Annotated in this window: 22 protein-coding genes and 3 tRNA genes; 7 read left to right on the plus strand and 18 right to left on the minus strand. The window is 62.5% G+C overall.

The window, feature by feature from the left end; translation table 11 throughout:
• Positions 1-56 precede the first annotated feature (56 nt).
• Complete coding sequence (locus tag A2I95_RS19755; protein ID WP_291732456.1) at positions 57-527, plus strand: CoA-binding protein; 471 nt, start codon at positions 57-59, stop codon at positions 525-527.
• A gap of 241 nt (positions 528-768) precedes the next feature.
• Here the strand turns inward: A2I95_RS19755 and A2I95_RS19760 are convergent, their stop codons facing one another.
• Positions 769-1,086 (minus strand): phosphoribosyl-ATP diphosphatase, encoded by a 318-nt coding sequence (locus tag A2I95_RS19760; protein ID WP_259985977.1) that lies wholly within the window; start codon positions 1,084-1,086, stop codon positions 769-771.
• Positions 1,087-1,097: 11 nt separating this feature from the next.
• Complete coding sequence (gene hisF / locus A2I95_RS19765) at positions 1,098-1,859, minus strand: imidazole glycerol phosphate synthase subunit HisF (RefSeq protein WP_291732461.1); 762 nt, start codon at positions 1,857-1,859, stop codon at positions 1,098-1,100.
• Between the two features lie 229 nt (positions 1,860-2,088).
• Between hisF and A2I95_RS19770 the strand changes: the two genes are divergently transcribed.
• Positions 2,089-2,535, plus strand: coding sequence for a DUF302 domain-containing protein (locus A2I95_RS19770; RefSeq protein ID WP_291732464.1), 447 nt, complete (start codon positions 2,089-2,091; stop codon positions 2,533-2,535).
• Between the two features lie 32 nt (positions 2,536-2,567).
• Here A2I95_RS19770 and A2I95_RS19775 read toward each other — a convergent pair whose 3' ends face one another.
• Together A2I95_RS19775 and hisA are read right to left on the minus strand one after the other, a co-directional pair.
• On the minus strand, positions 2,568-2,858 hold the full coding sequence (locus A2I95_RS19775) for a hypothetical protein (protein ID WP_291732466.1): 291 nt from the start codon (positions 2,856-2,858) through the stop codon (positions 2,568-2,570).
• A 25-nt stretch (positions 2,859-2,883) separates the two neighbouring features.
• A complete protein-coding gene (hisA, locus tag A2I95_RS19780; RefSeq protein ID WP_291732468.1) occupies positions 2,884-3,606 on the minus strand; it encodes a 1-(5-phosphoribosyl)-5-[(5-phosphoribosylamino)methylideneamino]imidazole-4-carboxamide isomerase in 723 nt (240 codons plus the stop codon).
• 135 nt (positions 3,607-3,741) lie between these two features.
• On the opposite strand from hisA, the gene A2I95_RS19785 reads away from it, so the two are divergent.
• Positions 3,742-4,128 carry a DUF2147 domain-containing protein gene (locus tag A2I95_RS19785; RefSeq protein WP_291732470.1) on the plus strand — a complete coding sequence of 129 codons (387 nt, stop codon included), beginning with the start codon at positions 3,742-3,744 and terminating at the stop codon, positions 4,126-4,128.
• 18 nt (positions 4,129-4,146) lie between these two features.
• On the opposite strand, the gene A2I95_RS19790 is transcribed toward A2I95_RS19785, so the two are convergent.
• Positions 4,147-4,398: a WGR domain-containing protein gene (locus A2I95_RS19790; protein ID WP_291732472.1), complete on the minus strand. Its 252-nt coding sequence runs from the start codon at positions 4,396-4,398 to the stop codon at positions 4,147-4,149.
• A 100-nt stretch (positions 4,399-4,498) separates the two neighbouring features.
• The gene (locus tag A2I95_RS19795; protein ID WP_291732474.1) at positions 4,499-5,035 is read right to left on the minus strand and encodes a peroxiredoxin-like family protein; all 537 of its coding nucleotides are present in this window, start codon (positions 5,033-5,035) and stop codon (positions 4,499-4,501) included.
• A 103-nt stretch (positions 5,036-5,138) separates the two neighbouring features.
• Here A2I95_RS19795 and A2I95_RS19800 point away from each other — a divergent pair, with 103 nt between their 5' ends.
• The gene (locus tag A2I95_RS19800) at positions 5,139-5,867 is read left to right on the plus strand and encodes an AraC family transcriptional regulator (RefSeq protein ID WP_291732476.1); all 729 of its coding nucleotides are present in this window, start codon (positions 5,139-5,141) and stop codon (positions 5,865-5,867) included.
• A gap of 176 nt (positions 5,868-6,043) precedes the next feature.
• Here A2I95_RS19800 and hisH read toward each other — a convergent pair whose 3' ends face one another.
• Positions 6,044-6,682: an imidazole glycerol phosphate synthase subunit HisH gene (gene hisH, locus A2I95_RS19805; RefSeq protein ID WP_291732478.1), complete on the minus strand. Its 639-nt coding sequence runs from the start codon at positions 6,680-6,682 to the stop codon at positions 6,044-6,046.
• Positions 6,683-7,270, minus strand: coding sequence for an imidazoleglycerol-phosphate dehydratase HisB (gene hisB / locus A2I95_RS19810; RefSeq protein ID WP_291732481.1), 588 nt, complete (start codon positions 7,268-7,270; stop codon positions 6,683-6,685).
• Positions 7,271-7,456: 186 nt separating this feature from the next.
• Between hisB and A2I95_RS19815 the strand changes: the two genes are divergently transcribed.
• On the plus strand, positions 7,457-7,696 hold the full coding sequence (locus tag A2I95_RS19815; protein ID WP_129371499.1) for an Lrp/AsnC ligand binding domain-containing protein: 240 nt from the start codon (positions 7,457-7,459) through the stop codon (positions 7,694-7,696).
• A 41-nt stretch (positions 7,697-7,737) separates the two neighbouring features.
• Here A2I95_RS19815 and A2I95_RS19820 read toward each other — a convergent pair whose 3' ends face one another.
• The 7 genes from A2I95_RS19820 to A2I95_RS19850 all read right to left on the minus strand — a co-directional run bounded on the left by A2I95_RS19820 (position 7,738) and on the right by A2I95_RS19850 (position 12,159).
• Positions 7,738-9,090, minus strand: coding sequence for an aminotransferase (locus A2I95_RS19820; protein ID WP_291732486.1), 1,353 nt, complete (start codon positions 9,088-9,090; stop codon positions 7,738-7,740).
• A gap of 164 nt (positions 9,091-9,254) precedes the next feature.
• A tRNA-Gly gene (locus tag A2I95_RS19825) sits at positions 9,255-9,329 on the minus strand.
• Between the two features lie 145 nt (positions 9,330-9,474).
• Positions 9,475-9,549, minus strand: a tRNA-Gly gene (locus tag A2I95_RS19830).
• A 90-nt stretch (positions 9,550-9,639) separates the two neighbouring features.
• Positions 9,640-10,053, minus strand: a complete 414-nt coding sequence (locus A2I95_RS19835) for a very short patch repair endonuclease (protein WP_291732488.1) — start codon at positions 10,051-10,053, stop codon at positions 9,640-9,642.
• Positions 10,038-10,940, minus strand: a complete 903-nt coding sequence (locus A2I95_RS19840) for a NaeI family type II restriction endonuclease (RefSeq protein ID WP_291732489.1) — start codon at positions 10,938-10,940, stop codon at positions 10,038-10,040. The genes A2I95_RS19835 and A2I95_RS19840 overlap by 16 nt, the downstream gene beginning before the upstream one ends.
• A 42-nt stretch (positions 10,941-10,982) precedes the next feature.
• Positions 10,983-11,942 (minus strand): DNA cytosine methyltransferase, encoded by a 960-nt coding sequence (locus A2I95_RS19845; protein ID WP_291732490.1) that lies wholly within the window; start codon positions 11,940-11,942, stop codon positions 10,983-10,985.
• 142 nt (positions 11,943-12,084) lie between these two features.
• Positions 12,085-12,159: transfer RNA gene (locus tag A2I95_RS19850), tRNA-Gly, on the minus strand.
• Between the two features lie 156 nt (positions 12,160-12,315).
• On the opposite strand from A2I95_RS19850, the gene A2I95_RS19855 reads away from it, so the two are divergent.
• Positions 12,316-12,501, plus strand: coding sequence for a hypothetical protein (locus tag A2I95_RS19855; protein ID WP_291732491.1), 186 nt, complete (start codon positions 12,316-12,318; stop codon positions 12,499-12,501).
• A gap of 130 nt (positions 12,502-12,631) precedes the next feature.
• Here the strand turns inward: A2I95_RS19855 and A2I95_RS19860 are convergent, their stop codons facing one another.
• The 3 genes from A2I95_RS19860 to A2I95_RS19870 form a co-directional block, all read right to left on the minus strand.
• Positions 12,632-16,075: a pyruvate carboxylase gene (locus A2I95_RS19860; protein WP_291732492.1), complete on the minus strand. Its 3,444-nt coding sequence runs from the start codon at positions 16,073-16,075 to the stop codon at positions 12,632-12,634.
• Between the two features lie 323 nt (positions 16,076-16,398).
• Positions 16,399-17,559 (minus strand): alpha-hydroxy acid oxidase, encoded by a 1,161-nt coding sequence (locus A2I95_RS19865; protein ID WP_291732493.1) that lies wholly within the window; start codon positions 17,557-17,559, stop codon positions 16,399-16,401.
• Positions 17,560-17,634: 75 nt separating this feature from the next.
• The gene (locus tag A2I95_RS19870) at positions 17,635-19,428 is read right to left on the minus strand and encodes a diguanylate cyclase (protein ID WP_291732494.1); all 1,794 of its coding nucleotides are present in this window, start codon (positions 19,426-19,428) and stop codon (positions 17,635-17,637) included.
• Positions 19,429-19,653: 225 nt separating this feature from the next.
• Between A2I95_RS19870 and A2I95_RS19875 the strand changes: the two genes are divergently transcribed.
• Positions 19,654-22,035 (plus strand): ATP-dependent helicase, encoded by a 2,382-nt coding sequence (locus tag A2I95_RS19875; protein WP_291732495.1) that lies wholly within the window; start codon positions 19,654-19,656, stop codon positions 22,033-22,035.
• Positions 22,036-22,122: the final 87 nt, after the last annotated feature.

Below are 22,122 nucleotides of genomic sequence, written 5' to 3' on the forward strand. Positions count from 1 at the left end.
TTGCGGGCAGTGAATCCGGCTTTGCGGCGGCGGGCGCCGCAGCTAGGGTGCGCGGCATGACAGAATACAGTGATAAGCATCTGCAAGCGGTCCTGCAGCGGGCCAAGACGGTGGCGGTTGTCGGCGTGTCGATGAATCCGGTGCGCCCCAGCTATTACGTGGCGCGCTATCTGGGCCTCAAAGGCTACCGGGTGATTCCGGTGAACCCCGGCCATGCAGGCAAGATGCTGTTTGGCGAAACCGTGCGGGCCAGTCTTTCTGATATCGACGCGCCGGTGGATATGGTCGACATCTTCCGCCGCTCCGAGGCGGTGCCGCCGATTGTGGACGAGGCGCTGGAGATGTTCCCTGACCTGCAGACCATTTGGATGCAGATTGGAGTGGAACATGCCGAAGCCGCCGCAAAGGCCGAAGCACGTGGTGTCACGGTGATCCAGAACCGCTGTCCCAAGATCGAATACCAGCGCCTGTTCGGAGAGTTGCGGTTCGGCGGTTTCGCCACCGGAATCATATCCTCGAAGCTTTGAGGGGCGCGGGGCGGAGGTGCTCCCGCCCGTTCCGGCCGTCCTTTGGACGGCCTCCACGGTTGGGCGTAGCGCCGCTGCGCGGCGCAAGAAGAAAGTGCTGAGAAGCCCTTAAGGTGCAGGTGTGCCCTTCCGGGCCTTTCTGATTGTACTTTTCTTTCGCGCGTCAAGGGCAAGCCGCGCTGCCGCGCGGAGGCTGCGCCTCCCTTGACCCGCCTCCAAAAGGGGCCGTCCGAGTCCGGGATCAACCCTTGGGGCGGCTGGCCTTCTCGGTGATACCGCTCAGGCCCTGGCGTTCCGCCAGCACCTGCAGCACATCGTCCAGCGCCACGTCACGGGCGGCCAGCATCACCAGGAAATGATAGAGCACATCGGCGCCTTCCGAGGCGAGCTTGCCGCTGTCGCCCTTCACCGCTTCGATGATGGCCTCAATGGCTTCCTCGCCAAATTTCTCGGCGCATTTCTCCGGACCTTTGGCGAGCAGCCTGGCGGTCCAGCTGGCCTCCGGATCTGAGCCTTTGCGGGACAGGATGGTGGTTTCGAGATCGTGCAGCAGGCTCATCACATGCCCCCTCAGTTGACCCGCATCGGGATGCCGGCGGCAGCCATGTGGTTCTTGGCTTCCTGGATGGTGTATTCCCCGAAATGGAAGATCGACGCCGCCAGCACCGCGCTTGCGCCGCCTTTGGTCACGCCCTCCACCAGGTGATCCAGGTTGCCGACGCCGCCCGAGGCAATCACCGGCACGTCGACCGCGTCCGAAATCGCCCGTGTCAGCGGCAGGTTGAAGCCCGCCTTGGTGCCGTCCCGGTCCATCGAAGTCAGCAGGATTTCACCCGCGCCCTTGGCCACCACGGTGCGGGCGAATTCCACCGCATCGATGCCGGTGGGCTTGCGGCCGCCGTGGGTGAAAATCTCCCAGCGGCCCGGTTCCACCGTCTTGGCGTCGATGGCGCAGACGATGCACTGGCTGCCGAACTGATCCGCGGCCTCGGCAATCACATCCGGGTTGGCCACGGCGGCGGAGTTGAACGAGACCTTGTCGGCCCCCGCCAGCAGCAGCGCGCGCACATCATCTTTGGTCCGTACCCCGCCGCCCACGGTCAGCGGCACAAAGCACTGCTCGGCGGTGCGGCGCACTACGTCGAACATGGTGCCGCGATTTTCATGGGTCGCGTGAATATCAAGAAAGCAAATCTCATCCGCGCCGGCCGCATCATAGGCCTTGGCCGATTCCACCGGGTCGCCCGCATCGCGCAGGCCGACAAAGTTGACACCCTTGACCACTCGCCCGTCGGCCACGTCGAGACAGGGGATGATACGGGTCTTCAGCATGGATCGGGCCTTTCAAGCTGCTTGGCGCCGTGGGTACGCAATGACCGGTGAAAGCGCAACAGATATGGCTGCCCGTGCGCGTTTTGGTCCGGGCGGGCTGCTGTGGTATTCTGCCGCGCAGAGCGTCCGGAGGGCAGCAAGGTCCTGCCCATGCCGGAAACGTGAATTGCCAGCCGGGGCTTGTTGCCTTGTTTTCATCCCATCACCGCACATTTTCGGAGCAGCTGTTATGACAAAACCCCTTATTCTTGCCGGAGCCATCGCCCTCATGTCCGCATTGCCCGCCGCCGCTGAACTGATCAAAGTGCCCAGCCAGAAACCTGTAGCCGAAACCATGGATGCGTTGCAGGCCGCCGTTGAAGGCGCCGGCGCAACCGTCTTTGTCCGCGTTGACCATGCTGCGGGCGCGCAGAAGGCAGAGCTGGAACTGGCCGGCTCGCAGCTTTTGATCTTCGGCAATCCCAAGCTCGGCACCCCGGCGATGCAGGCCGACATGCGTGCAGGCCTCTATTTGCCGCTTAAGGTGCTGGCCTATGAGGACGCAGAGGGGCAGGTCTGGTTGACCTATGAGGACCCTGCAGAGATGCTCTCTCCCCTCGACATCCCTAAGGACGCGGGTTTCATCGCCAAGATGCAGGGCGCACTGGGCAAGCTGACGGCCGCCGCTGCACAGTAAGCCGCGGGAGCTGTTGCCGGCCTTCCCGTGCCTTAGCGGCGCGGGCGGGAGCGGCGGCGGTCAATCGCCACCGCAATCGCCCATAAAAACCCGCCCCCAAGGGAGACGGGGCCAAAGATCAGCGGCCCCCAGGCGGCAAAGACACCCATGGTATAGGCGGTCTCCGCCAGATCGCGGCCCAGCACCACACATGGATTGGCAAAGCCCTCGTGGATTTCACAGCCAAAGCCGAACCCCAGCAGCATCACAAAGGCAATGCACAGCAGCCACAAAACGATGGGTGCCAGGGCCAGAATGGCAAAGATGCGGCGGATCAGGCGCATATAGCCTCCCGGTTCCGTTGACGCGTCAGGCCTTCAGAACCGCCAGCGCCTCTTTCAGATCTATCGCCCCATCATACAGCGCCCGGCCCGAAATGGCACCGTTCAGCGGTGCGCCGCAGGATTTCAGCGCGCGCAAATCTTCCAGCGACGACACGCCGCCGGAGGCAATCACCGGAATGCTGACCGCATTGGCCAGATCGGCGGTGGCCTCGACATTCGGGCCTTTCATGGCGCCGTCGCGCAGGATGTCGGTATAGATGATCGCGGCCACGCCGGCGTCCTCAAAAGATTTGGCCAAATCTGTGACCATCACGTCGGTCTCCTCAGCCCAGCCCTTGGTCGCCACCTTGCCGTTGCGGGCGTCAATGCCCACCGCGATCTTGCCAGGGAATTCGCGTGCCGCTTCGCGCACCAGATCCGGGTTCTCGACCGCGACGGTGCCCAGGATCACCCGCGCCAGGCCTTTGCCGATCCAGCGCTCGATGGTGGCCATGTCGCGGATGCCGCCGCCCAGCTGCGCGGGCACTTTGGTCTGCTTCAGGATCTCCTCCACCGGCGCGGCATTCACCGGCTCACCGGCAAAGGCGCCGTTGAGGTCGACCAGATGCAGCCATTCGCAGCCCGCCGCGACAAACTCCAGCGCCTGGGCGGCGGGGTTGTCGTTGAACACGGTGGTTTTGTCCATCTCGCCATGCAGAAGGCGCACGGCCTGGCCGTCTTTGAGGTCAATCGCGGGGTAGAGGATCATCCGGGCGGTCCTTCGTGAAATCAAGCTGGCGGTGTTTTGCACAAGCCCGGCCTGAATTGCAACGCGACCCGAAGTCAACCTTGCCACAAGCGCCGGATCAGGGACAGGCTGCCTGAAAAACAGGGAGGAAATGGAATGAAACATCTACTGGCAGGTATGGCTGTGGCCCTTGGGCTGTCTGGCGCCGCAGCAGCGGATCCGGTTCTGGGCGTCTGGAAAACGCAGCCCGATGACGGCTCTTATGCCCACATCCAGATGGCGAAATGCGGCGCTGCGGTCTGCGGCAAGATCGCCCGCACCTTCAATAGCGAGGGTGAATACAAGTCCCCCAACATCGGCAAAACGCTGGTGATCGACATGGTGCCGAACGGCGACGGCTCTTACGAGGGCAAGGTCTGGAGACCGTCCAACGATAAAGTCTACATCGGCAAGATGGACATGGCCGGAAACAGCCTTGCCCTGCGCGGTTGTGTGGCGGGCGGGCTGATCTGCTCAAAGCAGACCTGGACGCGGATCAAGTAAATCCCTGAGGGGGGGCTTCTACAGCAATCCCAGCTGCACCGGGATCGGCGCATAACCGCGCTTCATCTGCCGGTCCCGGAAGCGTTCGAAAATCGCCAACGCCTCACCTTGGGCGGCAAAATACGTCCGCTTCTGCACTCCGCCCGGAGCATTCAGCGGCCCCGATACGCGTTCAACACACCAGTCGCCGAACAGGGTCGGCGTCAGGCTCAGCTGGCAATAGCGGTGCTTGCCTTCACTATGGTCGTATTTCTCGAAGCGGATGTGCAATGGGGGACCTGGGGCGCGTAAAAAGGTCCGCCCCGTATGCATCGAAGCGGACCTCTTGTCCATTACCGGACACAGCCGATTTTAAGGGCTGGCGTCGAAGCTACACATCACCGGTGTATTCGCCGCGCGCCGGGTAGTTGTTGGGGATCGCAAAATCCAGCGCCGCCACCAGTTCCGCGAAATGCGGCCGCACAAACGGCATGGTCTGCACCGCGCCGTAATACAGCGTCTGCTCCGGCGTCACCATGAACAGGCCGGGCTCGGAAAACAGCGCCGGCTCCTCAATCCCGATCGAGGTCTTGCCGCGCGAGGTCGAGATATAGAGGCCCCAGTCCTTGGCCACAGAGAGCGGCAGGTCATAGCCAAATCGCAGGTCCTTGGCTTCGATCTTGTCGGCCATCGCGCGGGTGCGCTCCTGGCCGTCCGAGCTGATGGCGATGCAATCAACACCGCGCTCGGCAAAGGCCGCGGCCTTCTTCTCGAACTCCTTCAGATAAGTGGCGCAGATCGGGCAATGCAGGCCGCGGTAGAAACAGATCACAGTGCCGCGCTCAGCAGTTTCCGCGGACAGGTCGAACGGACCGTGGTCCAGCGTCGGCAGGGTCAGATTCGGGGTCTTCTGGCGGGGAATCAGCATGGGGATGCTCCTTATAAGCCGTCGTGTGAGTGGTGGTTGATCCACTGTATCGCGCAGTTTACGGTTTCATAAATCCGAAAAACATGACGGGAACCTCGAAATCATGGACCGCCTCACGACTTTGATGGACCGCTTTCAGCTCGCCGTGCAGGCCGCCGGGCCTGGAGAGGCCAATCTGATTGCACTGGCAGATGCGGCGGGGCAGCCGGTGCGGATCCTCTATCGCACCAAGGGCGCGCTGGCGGATCCGGCCCCCGGCACGGTCATGTGGGCCGCACGGGTGGAATGGTCGGGCAACAGCAACCCGTTCCTGGCGGCCCTGCCGCCGGTTGTGGACTACGGCATCGGCAGCAATGCCGAGGCGCAGGGGCTGGTTCGCTTGATGCGGGACGAGGCCGAGGGGCAGCATTGCGGCGCGCAGTCTGTGATCAACCGGCTGGGGGAGGTGCTGATGGTGCGCCTGCTGCGCAATCAGATCCAGAAAGGCGCCACTGAACCCGGGCTGCTGGCCGGCCTGGCCGACCCGCGCCTCAGCCGGGCCATTGTGGCAATGCATGACCATCCCGGCAGGCTTTGGACCAATGCAGATCTGGCGCAGGAAGCCGGGCTGTCGCTGTCGCGCTTTTCTGAACTTTTTGCATCGGAGGTCGGGGAAACCCCAATAGGGTATTTGCGCCGCTGGCGCCTGATCCTCGCGCATCAGGATCTTGCCCGCGGCGACAGGGTTGAGGCGGTGGCGCGCCGCTATGCCTATGGTTCGCCCGAAGGATTCACTCGCGCCTTCCGCAAGGTCTATGGTGTTGCGCCGGTTTCGTTGCGTCGTGCGGCTTAGGATGCTCGCTGTCTAGGAAAGTGGTTTCAGGCTGGCAGTGCGGCGTTAATGAGTATTTATAAAAAGGTGAAAGAACAGGCGGCGCATTTCATCTTTTCTCAAATACTCCCTTTCCCCTGCCCGGCAGGCGGCTTTGCCGCCGAGAGGGGAGGCAACGGCGCTTCAGCGCCGTTCCTTTATGGTTTCCAGGTCAGGAAATTCCCGATCATCCGCAGGCCTGTGGCCTGGCTTTTCTCAGGGTGAAATTGCATGCCCAGCATTGTGTCCCGCCCAACCACCGCGGTCACGTCGCCGGCATAATCCACATGTGCCAGCCGTTCTGCCGGGGTGGAAACACGGAAATGGTAGGAGTGCACGAAATACACGTGATCGCCGGAAGCAATACCGTCAAACACCGGGTGCGCTGTCTCGATCACCAGATCGTTCCAGCCCATGTGCGGCACCTTCAGTGTCTTGTCAGAGGGTTCAATCTTCACCACATCGCCGCCGACCCAGCCAAGGCCCGGCGTTTCCTGGTATTCATGCCCGGTGGTGGCCATCAACTGCATGCCGACGCAGATGCCCAGGAACGGGCGGCCCTTCTGCTCCACCGCCTCGACCATGGCATCATAGATGCCCTTGTGGCCGCGCAGCTCTGCCGCGCAGGCCGGAAAGGCGCCGTCGCCAGGCAGCACCAGCCGGTCGGCCCGCGCCACAACGTCCGCATCAGAGGTCACCACAACCTCGCCCGCATCCATCTCCCGCGCCATGCGCTGGAAGGCCTTCTCGGCGGAGTGCAGGTTGCCGGACTCGTAATCGATAATCGCGGTCAGCATTTACAGCGCACCCTTGGTCGACGGAATCGCATCCGCCTTGCGCGGGTCGGTTTCCACCGCTAGCCGCAGTGCGCGGGCCACGGCTTTGAACGCCGCCTCGGCAATGTGGTGGCTGTTGACCCCGTGCAGCTGGTCGATGTGCAGGGTGATGCCGCCATGGGTGCTGAGCGCTTGGAAAAATTCGCGCACCAGCTCGGTGTCAAACGCGCCGATCTTCTGGGTCGGAATTTCCACGTTCCAGATCAGGAAGGGGCGCGCCGACAGGTCCAGCGCGCAGCGCACCTGTGCGTCATCCATCGGCAGGTGGCATTCGCCATACCGCCGGATGCCCTTCTTGTCCCCCAGTGCCTGCACCAGCGCCTGACCCAACGCAATGCCGGTGTCCTCCACCGTGTGGTGGTCGTCGATGTGATAATCGCCCTTGGCGCGGATGGTCATGTCGATCAGCGAATGGCGCGCCAGCTGGTCCAGCATGTGATCGAAAAAGCCAACCCCGGTCTGGTTGTCGTAAACCCCGGTGCCGTCGAGGTTGATCTCAACGGAAATATCGGTTTCCGCGGTCTTGCGGGTCACTTTGGCGGTACGCATTTGCGGGCTGTCCTTCGTCAAGCTGCACGGGCGCTTATAGGGCGGTCAGGGGGCATGGCTCAAGTGCGGCATTGTGCAATGGGGGCAATCTGTTGCCGCAATCCCGGCCCCATCCCGGTCTCTTGCGCCCGGATGCGGCGCATGCGAGCTTGGGCGCAAATTCCTGATCAGCCATGAGGGTCACCCATGTCCACCTGCGTCTTTGTCCAGATCCGCTGCAAACCCGGCACCACCTACAAAGTGGCCGAGGAGATTGCGCTGCGCGAAATCCACTCCGAATTGTACTCCACCAGCGGCAATTTCGACCTGCTGATGAAGCTCTACATCCCGACGGGCGAGGATGTGGGCAAATACATCAACGATCAGCTGTTGCAGATCGACGGCATCGAACGCTCGCTGACAACGATGACCTACAAGGTGTTCTGAAACAGAAAACGCCCCGCAAGCCGGGGCGTTTTTTGATTGGCTCAGGCGGCGATCAGCCCTTTGTCCTTGAGCTGTTCATAGGCCGTGTCGATGGCGGTCTTCATTCGGGCCAGCATGTCATCGACCTCATCCTTGGTGATGATGATCGGCGGGCACAGCGCCACCGCATTGCCGGCCACCGCCCGCAAGATCAGCCCGTTTTCCTCGCAGGCCTTCTGCGCCTCAGCCCCTGCTGCACCTTTGTCAAAGCTCGCACCAGTGGTCTTGTTCGACACCAGCTCCAGCGCCGCGATCAGCCCTTTGCCGCGCACCTCGCCCACCAGCGGATGATCGGTGAAGATCCCGCGCAGCTGCGCTTGCATATAGGCACCCACGTCGGCGGCATGTTCAAACAGGTTGTCGCGCTCGTAAATCTCCAGCGTTTTCAGCGCCGCCGCACAGGCCGCCGGGTGGCCGGAATAGGTATAACCGTGGCCAAAGACGCCAACCTCGTTGGTCTGATCGATCATCGCCTTGTACATCCAGCCCGGAATGACCGAGGCCGAGATCGGGAAATAGGCCGAGCTCAGCTGTTTGGCGAAGGTCATCAGGTCCGGCTTGATGCCCATGGTAGTGCAGCCAAAGTCTGCGCCGGTGCGCCCGAAGCCGCAGATTACCTCATCCGCCCAGACCAGGATGCCGTGTTTGCGCAACAGCGCCTGCAGCTTCTCGTAGTATCCTTCCGGCGGCACGATCACGCCTGAGGCGCCGGTGATCGGCTCGACAATCATCGCGGCGATGGTGTCGGGGCCTTCTGCCAGGATCTGCTGTTCCAGATTGCCGATGATCCGGTCAACGAACTGCTCTTCGGTCTCGTTGCCCTGGCGCCCGGTGTAATAATGCGGCGAATCCGAGCGCAGGATCGACAGCGCCTCCAGCGGCGCGTCGAAATGCGCGAGGTTGGCGGGCAGGGAGGTCAGCGACCCCGCTGCCACCGTCACCCCGTGATAGCCGCGCTCGCGGGTGATGATCTTGCGCTTCTCCGGTTTGCCGATGGCGTTGAAGTAATACCGCAGCATTTTCACGTGGGTGTCATTGGCATCCGAGCCGGAGTTGCCAAAGAAGATATAGGCATCCTCCACCGGGACCATTGCCTTCAGCTTTTCGGCCAGTTCCATAATCGGCGCGTGGGTCTTGCCGCCAAAGGTGTGCGAGAACGGCAGCTTGTGCAGCTGATCGGTGATCGCATCCATCACTTCGGTGTTGCTGTAGCCCAGCGAGGTGCACCACAGTCCCGCCAGCCCTTCGATGTATTTATTGCCGTCCGTGTCATAGACATAGATGCCGTCGCCACGGTCCAGGCACAGCTGCTCGGTCGCGGTGAAATTGGTGGTGGGATAGATGACAGGGGCCATGGCCAAACTCCTTGCGCGAAACACCCATGAACGTCCCATGGGGCCTATTGCCGATAGAATTGGCGCGTTTCACGAGTCGCGTCAAAGGAATTTGATCAAATTAAAGCCGCAAACGGCAGAAAAGCAAAAGACCGCCCCGCAGGGCGGCCTTTTCGGCTTTCGAATGGAGCGGGCGAGGCGATTCGAACGCCCGACCCTAACCTTGGCAAGGTTATGCTCTACCCCTGAGCTACGCCCGCGCTGCCATTCGGTGAAGCGGTATTTAGGGTTTTCCGAATTGACCCGCAAGAGGAAAATGACCGGGGAGGGAAGAAAGTGCGCCGCATTCGGTTGGGTCAGAAACGCGAAAATCCGCCCCGAGGGACGGTTTTTTCGGCTTTCGAATGGAGCGGGCGAGGCGATTCGAACGCCCGACCCTAACCTTGGCAAGGTTATGCTCTACCCCTGAGCTACGCCCGCGCTGCCATTCGGTGAGGCGGTGTTTAGGGCGTTCCCAATCGGGCTGCAAGAGGAAATTTTGAAAACCGCGCAAGTATCTGTGGATAAGCGTTATTTTTCATTCTCCAGAAATTTCCTGAGGCGGATTTGCAAGGCGTCCTGATCTTTTGTTTCACATTCCCAGATGGTCAGTACCTGCCAGCCCGCAGCCTGCAGGGCGGCCAGTTGCTCGGCGTCGCGCTGCTTGTTGCGCAGCAATTTAGGTTCCCAGTAATCCCGGCGGGAGGCGGGAATGCGCCCGTCGCGGCACTCATGCAGATGCCAGAAGCAGCCATGCACAAAGATCACTTTGCGGCGCGGCCCGAACACCAGATCGGGTTTGCCCGGCAGATCCTTGCGGTGCAACCGGTAGCGAAAGCCCAGCCCATGCACCAAGCGGCGCACCAGCATTTCCGGTTTGGTGTGTTTGGCGCGGATCTTTGCCATATTGGCGCTGCGCCGTTCCGGTGTCAGTGTGTCGGCCATTCCACGTGATGCCTGGATTGCTCCACCATGCGGGCATGGTAGCGGCTTTCAATCCGGCAGGAAAGAAAAGCACTGGCCGGGCAGGGCGGCAGCTCCAGCGCCTTGATCAGCTGGGCGTCCTTCTGGCCTTCCAGCAGCACGATCCGTTCGCGCGCCAGAATATCCCTGGTACCATGGCCGCCATCGGCGCGGATGCGGCGCATGAAGTCCTTCTGCTGCGCCACCGCCTCCACCACGTCGCGGGGGATGGGACGGCGCTGGATCAGCCGGAACAACTGCGCCATCCGTTCATTGCCGGTTGCGCCAGCAAAGATTTGCTCAACCGCGGTCTCATCCGCCGTGCGCCAGAAATTTGCGGGGTAGGGCTGGTCCTTCAGCAGCCACAGGATATGGCGGAACCCCTTAGCCGAGATGCTGCGCTTGGCATCCTTGTTCTGGCCCGCGGTCAGGTATTCAGGCCGGGCAATGATCAGCCCCAGATAGCAGCGCGCCTGCACCTCATCCGCCGCAACCAGCAGGCAAGCGCAGTCAATCGCCTCGGTCGGGATCATCCAGTTGCTGCCCATGGTGTGTTTGATATCCACATCCCGGCCCAGGATCTCGGTATCCAGCCGCCCCTTGCGCAGGCGCAGCAGCGCCCGCAACTCAATCTCAACCCGGGTGCCGATATAGGTCTTTTCGGTCTTTTCCAGCTCCTCATAGGCACGCCGCCCGGTCTTGGGTGTCATGATCACATCATCGATGCACTGGCGCAGCATCTGGGGCACATCGTGCTCCAGCGCCAACGCGCCGCCCGCACGGGTGGTGATTTCCTCCGCCAATTCGGAAAGGATTCCGAAATCGGAATGGCCGGGCAGGACAAGACTGTCAGGGAGCTTCTGTTTCAAATGCAAATCTCCCGCCCGGCGGCAGGCCGGGCAGTGCTGCTGCTACGCCCGCACGGCATGCAGCTTCGGCTTGGCAATCGCCGCCCTCAGCTCCCGCGCCACGGCTTCGGCCACTGGCGGCGGAAAGGCATTGCCGACCTGACGGTAGGCATTGGTCTTGGCGCCGGTGAAATGCCACGCGTCCGGGAAGCCCTGAATGCGCGCCACCATCCGCACCGTGAGGCGCGGCATGTCGTTGTGGAACGGATCCGGCGCCTCATAGGCGATGGTGCGCCCCTCAACCCCCAAGGCAGCCCAAGCGCGCCGCGCGCGTGTCGGACCCAGATCCGGCCCGCCGTGTTTCTTGGAGCCGCCGACAATGGTGGGCGCAATCTCATCCGCTTTGGCGGCCCAATCCTCCGCGCCGCGCCAGCCGCGTTCCTTCATCAGGTCGATGAGGGTGGCACCCACGGTCGGCGGGTTGTGCGGCAGCGGCTCGGGCCAGTTGAATTGGCCTGCGAATTCGCGGCGCAGGGCGACAATCGCCACCCGCGGACGCAACTGCGGTACGCCATAATCCGACGCATTCAGCAGCCGCCAGTCGGTCACATACCCCAGCTTCGACAGCTGTTTCTTCAGCTTTTCGCGGTAGTCATGAAACACCGCATCCAGAAAGCCGCGTACATTCTCGATCATCACGGCCTTGGGCCGGGTCGAGTCGACGATTTCGATCGCGTCGTCGAACAGGTTGCGTTCGTCCTTTTCACCCAGCTGCTTGCCAGCGACGGAAAACGGCGGGCAGGGCAAACCGCCCGCCAACAGGTCGATACCTTTGTAATCGCCCGCCACGTCCTTGAACTTGCGCACGTCTTCTTCCAGCACATTCCAGGCGGGGCGGTTGTGGCGCAGGGTGGCGCAGCAATGCTTGTCGATCTCAACCAGCGCCGTGTGATCAAAGCCCGCCGCCTCCAGCCCCAAGGCCTGGCCGCCCGCGCCTGCGCATAGTTCTACCGATGTCAGCATTCTGCCTGCCCGTGTGTTCGTGTTCTTGATCTGTTCCTATGCGCAAAGGTGATTCCGCACAAGGATTTCTGCTTGGGGGAAGGTACGCGCAAATCACCAAAAGCGAAAGGCCGCCCCGAAGGACGGCCTGTTCGGTTCCCGATGGAGCGGGCGAGGCGATTCGAACGCCCGACCCTAACCTTGGCAAGGTTATGCTCTACCCCTGAGCTACGCCCGCGCTGCCATCCGGTGAGCGGTGAAATAGGGCGTCGCCGTACGCGCTGCAAGAGGAAAATCGGCGGCAGAAGAAAAAATCTGCGCCCGCCGCGACGGAAGGGGCAGGGGCGTGCGTTTCACCATCAAACAAGCGGATTTTCGAAGGGAGATTCAGGCCATGCTTAGGAAAGATTATCTGCGGATCGGCAGCTTGAGCGCAGCAATTGCCCTGGGAGTTGTTCTGCAGGGGGCGCAGCATTCCGGAGCGCCTGAGACGGAAGGCTGGGCCGGTCAGATCGAAGAGATCAAGCCGGTGCCGGTTGACACTGTGACGCTGCCGCAATCCGCAGAATATAGCACCTGACCTTGAGGTGTGGCGTTTTCCGGGCCGGAATTCTTGCAGAACTCCGGTTCCGCCAACCACTGAAAGACACTGAAAAGGGCGCCCCGCCGGCTGGCGGGGCGCCCTTCCTGAACTTGACGGGACCTGTGGCTTACTCCAGCTCGATCAAAAGGTCCTTGGCATCGATCTGGGTGCCGGCCTGGACGTGAACGGCCTTGACCACCGCGTCGCGCTCGGCGTGGATGCCGGTCTCCATCTTCATCGCCTCGATGGTCAGCAGCATGTCGCCCTCGTGGACCTGCTGGCCCGGCTGCACCGCAACGCTTGCCACCACACCCGGCATCGGCGCGCCGACGTGGTTTGCATTGCCCGCTTCCGCTTTGGCGCGCTGTTCGGTCGAGGCCTTGACCAGACGGTTCGGCACCCGGATCACCCGCGGCTGGCCGTTCAGTTCAAAGAAGACCTTCACTTCGCCCTTCACGTCGGTCTCAGAGATCGCCTGCAGGCGGATCTCCAGGGTTTTGCCCGGATCGATCTCGGCAGTGATCTCCTCGCCCGGCTCCATGCCGTAAAAGAAGGTGCGGGTCGGCAGGCTGCGCACCGGGCCGTATTGGCGGTGGCGGCCCATGTAATCCAGGAACACCTTGGGGTACATCAGGTAACCGTTCAGATCCTCGTCATCGACCTTGAAGCCTTCCAGCTCTTTGCTGAGTTCGGCGCGGACCGCTTCCAGATCGACCGGCTCAAGATGTGCGCCGGGGCGTTCGACATTCGGCGCTTCGCCTTTCAGCACCTTGGACACGATGCCTTCGGGGAAGCCGCCCGGAGGCTGGCCCAGATTGCCGCGCATCATGTCGACCACCGAGTCGGGGAAGGCCACGTCTGTTTCCGGGTTCTCGACCTCGTCGCGGGTCAGGCCCTGGCTCACCATCATCAGCGCCATGTCGCCAACCACCTTGGACGACGGCGTCACCTTGACGATATCGCCGAACATCTGGTTCACGTCGGCATAGGTCTGCGCCACATCCGACCACTTCTCTTCGAGGCCCAGCGAGCGCGCCTGCGCCTTCAGGTTGGTGAACTGGCCGCCCGGCATCTCATGCAGGTAAACCTCCGAGGCCGGCGCGGCGAGGCCCGATTCAAAGGCCGCGTACTGTGCCCGCACCTGCTCCCAATAGCCCGAGATTTCGCGGATCTTGGCGATATCCAGCCCGGTGTCGCGGTCGGTGTTGCGCAGGCCTTCGACGATCGAACCCAGGCAGGGCTGCGAGGTGCCGCCACTGAACGCATCCATCGCCGCGTCCACCGCGTCCACGCCGGCATCCGCTGCCGCCAGAATGGTGGCGCCGGCAATCCCGGATGTGTCATGGGTGTGGAAGTGGACCGGCAGGCCGACCTCTTCCTTCAGCGCCTTGACCAACTGGCGGGCGGCGGCGGGTTTCAGCAGGCCCGCCATGTCCTTCAGGCCCAGAACATGGGCGCCTGCGGCCTCCAGTTCCTTGGCCATGCCGACATAATACTTCAGGTCGTATTTGGCCCGGTTCGGGTCCAGAATGTCGCCGGTATAGCAGATGGTGCCTTCGCAGACCTTGCCGCTTTCCACCACCGCATCCATGGCGACGCGCATGTTCTCGACCCAGTTCAAGCTATCAAAGACGCGGAATACGTCGACACCGGTCTCCGCCGCCTGGCGCACAAATTCCTGCACCACATTGTCCGGATAGTTGGTGTAGCCGACGCCGTTGGAGGCGCGCAGCAGCATCTGGGTCATCACGTTCGGCATCCGCTCGCGCAGGTCGCGCAGGCGCTGCCAGGGGCATTCCTGCAGGAACCGGTAGGCCACATCAAACGTCGCACCGCCCCAGCATTCGACCGAGAACAGCTGGCTGAGGTTCTGCGCATAGGCCGGCGCCACCTTGATCATATCGATCGAGCGCATCCGGGTTGCCAGCAGCGACTGATGCCCGTCCCGCATGGTGGTGTCGGTCAGCAACAGCTGGCGCTGTGCCTTCATCCAGTCGGCAACGGCCTGGGCGCCCTTCTGCTCCAGCAGGTTGCGGGTGCCATAGGGCTGGTTGCCCGGCTCCGCATGCGGCGCGCGCGGCTCTTTCAGGTCGGCGGCGGGCGCCGCGCGGCCTTCGGTCTCGGGATGGCCGTTCACCGAGATGTCGGCAATATACGTCAGCACCTTGGTGCCGCGGTCGCGGCGGCGCTTAAACTGGAACAGGTCCGGCGTTTCATCGATGAATTTGGTGGTGTATTCATTCGACAGGAAGGTCGGGTGCTTCAGCAGGTTTTCAACAAATGCGATGTTGGTGGACACACCGCGCACCCGGAATTCGCGCAGCGCGCGGTCCATGCGGGCGATCGCCTTTTCCGGGGTCTGCGCCGAGGCGGTGACCTTGGTCAAGAGCGAGTCATAGTAGCGGGTGATCACTCCGCCTGCATATGCGGTGCCGCCGTCCAGACGGATGCCCATGCCGGTCGCGGACCGGTAGGCGGTGATGCGGCCATAGTCCGGGATGAAGTTGTTCAGCGGGTCTTCGGTGGTCACCCGGGTCTGCAGCGCGTGGCCGTTGAGGCGGATATCATCCTGCGACGCCTTGCCGGTGGCTTCGACCAGGGTCTTGCCTTCGGCGATCAGGATCTGCGCTTGCACGATGTCGATGCCGGTGACTTCTTCGGTGACGGTGTGTTCCACCTGCACCCGCGGGTTCACCTCGATGAAGTAGAATTTGCCGTCGTTCATATCCATCAGGAATTCGACGGTGCCGGCGCATTCATAGTTTACATGCTGGCAGATCTTGCGGCCCAGATCGCAGATCTCGGCGCGCTGTTCGTCGGACAGATACGGGGCAGGGGCGCGCTCGACCACTTTCTGGTTGCGGCGCTGAACCGAGCAGTCGCGTTCGAACAGGTGATAGATCTCACCGTGTTTGTCGCCCAGGATCTGCACCTCGACGTGACGGGCGCGGGTGATCATCTTTTCCAGATAACCCTCGCCGTTGCCAAAGGCGGCTTCCGCTTCGCGGCGGCCTTCCAGGACTTTCTCTTCCAGCTCCGCTTCGCCCAGGATCGGGCGCATGCCGCGGCCGCCGCCGCCCCAGGAGGCCTTCAGCATCAACGGATAGCCGACCTCAGCCGCTTCCTTGCGGATCGCGTCCATGTCGTCGCCCAGCACTTCGGTGGCCGGGATGACCGGCACACCGGCCTCAATCGCGACCCGGCGGGCGCTGGCCTTGTCACCCAGCGCGCGCATGGTTTCGGCCTTGGGGCCGATGAAGGTGATGCCGTTGCGGGCACAGGCATCGACGAAATCCGGGTTTTCCGACAGCAGGCCGTACCCGGGGTGGATCGCATCGGCGCCGCATTCCTTGGCAACGCGGATGATCTCGTCGATCGAAAGGTAAGCCGCAACCGGCCCCATCCCTTCGCCGATCCGGTAGGCTTCGTCCGCCTTGAACCGGTGCAGGCCGAGCTTGTCTTCCTCGGCATAGACAGCGACGGTGCGTTTGCCCATTTCGTTGGCGGCGCGCATCACCCGGATGGCGATCTCACCACGGTTGGCAATCAGGATCTTTTTGAAGTCGGTCATTTCACCCTCGGGGTCCGTGCAAGTTGGTGCAGTGTTAGGCGGATACTATCGAACCGCACAACAGTAGTTCTGGGTATTTCCGGCATGATTGCGCTCTCAAGCGGCCTGTTTTCTCTTTCGTCATCTGCTGTTTGCCCGCCGGCCGGTCCAATCGGGGACTTGGGGGCATGGCGCTAACAGGTGCAGATTCTGCCAGAATTCTGCACTTGCAGCATGATTTTGTAACTATTTTTCTGCAGCGCAGCGGGGAAATGATGCGACTGCTGCGTCATTTTGGCGCAATTCCCCGGATTTTACCCGAATTGCGCCAAAACGGCGTGCAATCAGTCCAGTTCACGCTGCTGCAGGTTGCGAGCCTCATCAAGGCCGGGCAGGCCAAGCTGGCTCATGTTGGCTTGCATGTCCTTGGCCAGCATATCGATCAGGTGGGCTGGGCCTGCAGGGCCAAGCGCGGCCAGCGCATAGTGGAAGGCGCGGCCCAGCATGACAAAATCCGCCCCCAGCGCCAGCGCCCGGAGAATGTCCAGCCCGCCTTCGATACCGCTGTCAAAGATCAGCGGGAGATCCACCGCGGCGCGGATTTCCGGCAGCAGGTCAATGGCCGCGGGGCAGCCGTCGAACTGGCGGCCGCCGTGGTTGGATATCCAGACCGCGTCGGCGCCGGCCTGCTGCAGCCGCACAGCATCTTCGGCGCGCAGCACCCCCTTAATGACAAAGGGTCCGTCCCAGTTGCGGCGCAGCCAATGCACATACTCCCAATCCGGCGAGGTGCGCAGCAAGTAGCCGATATGGGCCGTTGGCGGCAGGTTGGCCTGGGGCTCAGTGATATACTTGTCCAGCGTGCGCATCCGCGGCATGCCATGCCCTTTAATTTGCCGGCGCGCCATCCCCAGCGCCCAGGCCGGCCGCTGCGCAATCTGCGCCAGCAGCCGCGGGGTCAGCCGCGGCGGCTGGGTCAGGCCGGAGCGGGTCTGCCGTTCGCGGCGGGACGCCGCAGGCACATCCACCGTCAGCACCAAGGTCTTGAACCCGGCATCCCGCGCCCGCGCCAGCAGGTCGCTGCGGATGGTCTCGTCTTTGGGCGGGTAGAGCTGGAACCAGGCATCCCCGCCCAGATGCGGCGCCAGGTCCTCGGGCGATTGGCTGGCAACTGTTGAGAGGCAATAGGGAATGTCGGCCCTGGCGGCGCTGCGGGCCAGGATGCCCTCGGCATCCGGCCAGATCAGGCCGGACATGCCGACGGGCGCAATGCCAAAAGGCAGGGCAGGGCGGCGGCCAAGAAACGGCACGGCAAGGTCCGGGTCCATCGAGCCATGCAGCACAGACGGCAGGAAACCTACCCGGTCCAGGCCTGCCCGGTTCCGCGCCCGCGCGGCCTCGGAGCCGGTGCCGCTGTCCAGGTAGTCCCAGACAAACCGGGGCAGCCGCCGCTCGGCGCGGCGCTTCAGGTCTTCAAGGCCGGGGTATCGCTGATGCAAGTCCATGCGGGCATTGGTACGTTCCCCCGCGAATTCCGCAAGAAAAAGCGCCGCGGCCCGCCGGCGCCGCCGGGGCAGGCCCTATGCAGCTGCATCTTTGCCGTCGTCCCGCGCGCCGCCGGTATCAATCCGGGCAGACGGATTGCGCGGGGCAGGGGCCGCGCTCTCGGCAACGCAGACCTGGTTGCGGCCCTTCGCCTTGGCGTCATACAGGGCTTCGTCCGAAGCCCGCAGCAGATCCTGCGGCATGGTGCCATGGGCCGGGTAGTGCGCAACACCCAGCGAAATGGTGATCCGCGGCAGCGCCTTTTCGCCATAGCGCACAACAACGTCTTCCACCGCCTGCCGCACCAGTTCGGCCTTGGTCATCACATCTTCCTGGCTGGCGCCCGGCACGATCAGAGAGAATTCCTCGCCGCCGGGGCGGCAGGCCACCTCATCGCCGTCGCAGGCCTGCTCCAGCACCGACCCGACCGCGCGCAGCACCATGTCGCCGGCGTCATGGCCATGGTTGTCGTTGAACTTCTTGAAATGATCCACGTCGATCGACACGATGCTCAGCCGCTGGCCGCTGCTCTGGCTGGCATTGATGCTTTTACGCAAAGTCTCCGTCATATGGCGGCGGTTGAACAGCCCGGTGAGCGGATCGCGCACCGACTGGTCATGCAGCTGGTCGCGCATCCGCACATTGGCAATCGCCATCGAGATCTGCTCGGCGCACATCTGGGCCAGCTTCTTGCTGCTGATGAACTCCGGGCAGTCGTCCTTGATCGCCTGCAAATGCATCAGGCCGACGGTCTCGCCATGGGCCAGGATCGGAAAGCAGTAATAGCGCCTGCCGTCATGCGGCTCGGCGTGCTCGCAGACAAATTCAATCTCCGACGATCCGAAGTCATAGGTCCGGCCCCGGCGCAGGCCCCAGCATTCCTCCGGGTGGATGTGGTCCTTGTGGCTGCCGCCATTCCAGCTGGCGCAGCCGTCCAGCACATCGCGCGAGTTGGAATAGACATAGACGCTGCCCTCAGCCGTCGGCAGGATATGAGTCATGAAGCGGGCAACCATATCAAACAGCTCATCCAAAGAACGGCTGGACTGCAGCCATTCGTTCAACTCCCCCAGCAGCTGCACCTCGCGCGCCAGCCGCAGCTGCTCATCCAGAATGCCGCGCTCGGTTTCATTGCGCTGGCGCAGCTGATTCATGCTGAACCGGTTGGTTTTGAACACCACGTAAACCGCAATGGTCATCGCAATCAGTGCAATGGATGTCAGCACGATCAGGGACAGCTGGGCGCGGCGGATAAAGGTCTCCCGCAGCTCGGTGATGTCGGTGTAAAAGTCGATGGCGCCATCGAAATGGCCATTGTGGATCAGGGGCACATAGACCTGCGCAACTTCCCGCGTGATGCTGCTGTCATAGCCGTTGGACTGCAGCGGGAAGCCATCAACCTCAAACGCGGGCAGGGGCTCATGCATGTAATAGACTTCGCCGCGCGCCACTTGCGTGCTGAAAAAAGCGTTGGTCTCATACTCGCCGATTTCATCGCTGCGGGTGGACCAGAAGATCTCCCCTTCGCTGGTCAGCAGGCGGTAGCGGAAAACATCCGTTTCCTCCGGAAGCAGGGACAGCATGCGGGCATCGCTGGACTGGATGAGCCCGTCTTCAAAAGACTCCTCAACATTGGCCATGTGCAAAACGACCCTGCGCTGCCACAGCTCGGATTGCTTGCGCACATCATTCTCAAGCATCCGGTCCACGATCGGCGTCGGCACCGCAAACACGGCCCAGGCCGAAACAGCCGCCGCCGCCACCAGAACAAAGATCAGCGACATGCTGCGGATCTTCTCTGCAAGGCTGGATCTCAAATTAGTTGTCATGCTTATGTGCCTAAATAGTCGGAATATTCGCCGCAGAACGGCCCCGCGATTGTGGGCGGGATTGATTTCGGTACCGTTAATCAGCCGTAAGGGTTAAAGAATTTTTTGATTGGCGGGTGCCGATACCGGCCGCGAAAACAGGCTGGGAAGAACCCGGAATTCTCCTGGGAACAGACTGTGAACGTCCTCTTTCCGCCGGGGCTGAATCAGGCTAGGATCACCCTCATGAGCAGTTTTGATGAAATGGACGCCTTTGAGGGCGCATCATTGTCGGCCCGCGCCATGCAAGCGCGGCCGATGCCGTATCTGGACAGCCTTAACCCGGCCCAGCGGGAGGCGGTGGAATGCCTGGATGGCCCGGTGCTGATGCTGGCAGGGGCGGGCACCGGCAAGACCAAGGCGCTGACCACCCGGATTGTGCATCTCCTCAGCACCGGCCGGGTGCGCCCGAATGAGATCCTGTCGGTGACCTTCACCAACAAGGCCGCCCGCGAAATGAAGGAGCGGGTAAGCGGCATGCTGGGGCAGGCGGTCGAAGGCATGCCCTGGCTCGGCACTTTTCATTCGGTCTGCGTGAAACTGCTGCGCCGCCACGCCGAGCTGGCCGGGCTGAAGTCGAATTTCACCATTCTTGATACCGACGACCAGATCCGGCTGTTGAAGCAGCTGATCAAGGCCGAAGGCATCGATGACAAGCGCTGGCCCGCGCGGATGCTGGCAAACATCATCGACGACTGGAAAAACCGGGCCCTGACACCCGAAAAGGTGCCGGCCGGCGACGCCAGCGCCTATAACAACCGCGGCACCGAGTTTTACGCTTTGTATCAGACCCGCCTGCGCGAGCTGAACGCGGTCGATTTCGGCGATCTGCTGCTGCACATGGTCACGATCTTTCAGAACCACCCGGACGTGCTGGAGCAGTACCAGCGCTGGTTCCGCTACATCATGGTGGACGAATATCAGGATACCAACGTCGCCCAGTACCTTTGGCTGCGGCTCTTGGCCGGCGCGCATAAGAATGTCTGCTGCGTTGGCGACGACGACCAGTCGATCTATGGCTGGCGCGGCGCCGAGGTCGGCAACATCCTGCGGTTTGAAAAGGATTTTCCCGGCGCCATGGTGGTGCGGCTGGAACAGAACTACCGCTCTACCGGGCATATCCTGGCCGCCGCCTCGAACGTGATCCGCGGCAACCAGGGCCGTTTGGGCAAGGAGCTGTGGACTGCGGCCGGCGACGGTGAAAAGCTCCGCCTGATCGGCCATTGGGACGGCGAGGAAGAGGCCCGCTGGATCGGTGAAGAGATCGAGGCCATGCAGCGCGGCACCCGCGGCCAGGCGCCCATCGGCCTCAACAGCATGGCCATCCTTGTCCGCGCCTCGCACCAGATGCGCGCGTTTGAGGACCGCTTTCTGACCATCGGCCTGCCGTACCGCGTCATCGGCGGTCCGCGTTTTTATGAGCGGCTCGAAATCCGCGATGCGATGGCTTATTTCCGCGTCGTGGTCTCACCCGACGACGATCTGGCGTTCGAACGCATCGTCAACACGCCGAAACGCGGCCTCGGCGACAAGGCACAGCAGACCATTCAGGGCATCGCCCGCGAAAACGGTGTGTCATTGGTGGAAGGCGCCCGGCTCGCGGTGGACAACGGCCTGATCAAGGGCAAGGGCGGCGGCGCCCTGCGCCAGCTGGTCGAGGGCATTGCCCGCTGGGGCCGCATGGCCGGTGATGCGGACATAACCCATATGGAACTGGCCGAGATCATCCTGGACGAGAGCGGCTACACCACCATGTGGCAGAACGACAAAAACCCGGATTCGCCCGGCCGCCTGGAAAACCTCAAGGAACTGGTCAAGGCGCTGGAGAACTTCGAGAACCTGCAGGGCTTCCTCGAACACGTCAGCCTGGTGATGGACAATGACAAGCAGGATGCGGACGAGAAGGTCTCGATCATGACCCTGCACGCCGCCAAGGGCCTGGAATTTCCCGCCGTTTTCCTGCCAGGCTGGGAGGACGGGTTGTTCCCGTCGCAGCGCTCGATGGATGAAAGCGGTCTCAAAGGGCTCGAGGAGGAGCGCAGGCTGGCTTATGTCGGTATCACCCGCGCCGAGCAGATCTGCACCATCTCCTTTGCCGGCAACCGGCGGGTGTTCGGGCAATGGCAATCGCAACTGCCCTCCCGTTTCATTGACGAATTGCCCGAGGAACACGTCGAAGTGCTGACCCCGCCGGGCCTCTACGGCGGCGGCTACGGCGCCGCTGCTCCGGGCAGTGCAATGGGCGGTGCCATGGGGGGCGGTCAGGTCCGCTCCACCATCGAAGAGAAAATGGCCCAGGCTGATGGCTACAACTCTCCCGGCTGGAAGCGGATGCAGGCGCGGGCAGGCGAGCGCGGGATGTCGCAGCCCAAGGAAAGCAAGCATCAGGTGATCGACCTCACCGCGACGTCCAGCTTCACCCTGGGCGAACGGGTGTTTCACCAGAAGTTCGGCTATGGCGCCATCACCGGTATCGAGGGCGACAAGCTGGAAGTGGAGTTTGAGAAGGCCGGCACCAAGAAAGTTGTTGCCCGGTTTGTTTCCGCCACTGACGACGTGCCATTCTGACACCTCCCTTTACGCCGGTTTGACCGGCGGATCGGATCGCGCAGCGATCCGATCCGGGCGCAGGCGCGGCGGGCAGCAAAGCTGCCC

It is taken from the genome of Leisingera sp. F5 (assembly GCF_001593695.1).

What these genes read in the sequence shown, in the direction of transcription:
- A2I95_RS19775 (WP_291732466.1), bottom strand. Translation starts at nt 2,858, where the DNA reads ATGCGCCTGATCCGCCGCATCTTTGCCATTCTGGCCCTGGCACCCATC.
- A2I95_RS19785 (WP_291732470.1), top strand. Translation starts at nt 3,742, where the DNA reads ATGAAACATCTACTGGCAGGTATGGCTGTGGCCCTTGGGCTGTCTGGC.
- A2I95_RS19820 (WP_291732486.1), bottom strand. Translation starts at nt 9,090, where the DNA reads ATGGCCCCTGTCATCTATCCCACCACCAATTTCACCGCGACCGAGCAG.
- A2I95_RS19770 (WP_291732464.1), top strand. Translation starts at nt 2,089, where the DNA reads ATGACAAAACCCCTTATTCTTGCCGGAGCCATCGCCCTCATGTCCGCA.
- hisH (WP_291732478.1), bottom strand. Translation starts at nt 6,682, where the DNA reads ATGCTGACCGCGATTATCGATTACGAGTCCGGCAACCTGCACTCCGCC.
- A2I95_RS19860 (WP_291732492.1), bottom strand. Translation starts at nt 16,075, where the DNA reads ATGACCGACTTCAAAAAGATCCTGATTGCCAACCGTGGTGAGATCGCC.
- A2I95_RS19815 (WP_129371499.1), top strand. Translation starts at nt 7,457, where the DNA reads ATGTCCACCTGCGTCTTTGTCCAGATCCGCTGCAAACCCGGCACCACC.
- hisF (WP_291732461.1), bottom strand. Translation starts at nt 1,859, where the DNA reads ATGCTGAAGACCCGTATCATCCCCTGTCTCGACGTGGCCGACGGGCGA.
- A2I95_RS19845 (WP_291732490.1), bottom strand. Translation starts at nt 11,942, where the DNA reads ATGCTGACATCGGTAGAACTATGCGCAGGCGCGGGCGGCCAGGCCTTG.
- A2I95_RS19865 (WP_291732493.1), bottom strand. Translation starts at nt 17,559, where the DNA reads ATGGACTTGCATCAGCGATACCCCGGCCTTGAAGACCTGAAGCGCCGC.
- A2I95_RS19855 (WP_291732491.1), top strand. Translation starts at nt 12,316, where the DNA reads ATGCTTAGGAAAGATTATCTGCGGATCGGCAGCTTGAGCGCAGCAATT.
- A2I95_RS19760 (WP_259985977.1), bottom strand. Translation starts at nt 1,086, where the DNA reads ATGAGCCTGCTGCACGATCTCGAAACCACCATCCTGTCCCGCAAAGGC.
- A2I95_RS19795 (WP_291732474.1), bottom strand. Translation starts at nt 5,035, where the DNA reads ATGCTGATTCCCCGCCAGAAGACCCCGAATCTGACCCTGCCGACGCTG.
- A2I95_RS19755 (WP_291732456.1), top strand. Translation starts at nt 57, where the DNA reads ATGACAGAATACAGTGATAAGCATCTGCAAGCGGTCCTGCAGCGGGCC.
- hisA (WP_291732468.1), bottom strand. Translation starts at nt 3,606, where the DNA reads ATGATCCTCTACCCCGCGATTGACCTCAAAGACGGCCAGGCCGTGCGC.
- hisB (WP_291732481.1), bottom strand. Translation starts at nt 7,270, where the DNA reads ATGCGTACCGCCAAAGTGACCCGCAAGACCGCGGAAACCGATATTTCC.
- A2I95_RS19875 (WP_291732495.1), top strand. Translation starts at nt 19,654, where the DNA reads ATGAGCAGTTTTGATGAAATGGACGCCTTTGAGGGCGCATCATTGTCG.
- A2I95_RS19835 (WP_291732488.1), bottom strand. Translation starts at nt 10,053, where the DNA reads ATGGCCGACACACTGACACCGGAACGGCGCAGCGCCAATATGGCAAAG.
- A2I95_RS19870 (WP_291732494.1), bottom strand. Translation starts at nt 19,428, where the DNA reads ATGACAACTAATTTGAGATCCAGCCTTGCAGAGAAGATCCGCAGCATG.
- A2I95_RS19800 (WP_291732476.1), top strand. Translation starts at nt 5,139, where the DNA reads ATGGACCGCCTCACGACTTTGATGGACCGCTTTCAGCTCGCCGTGCAG.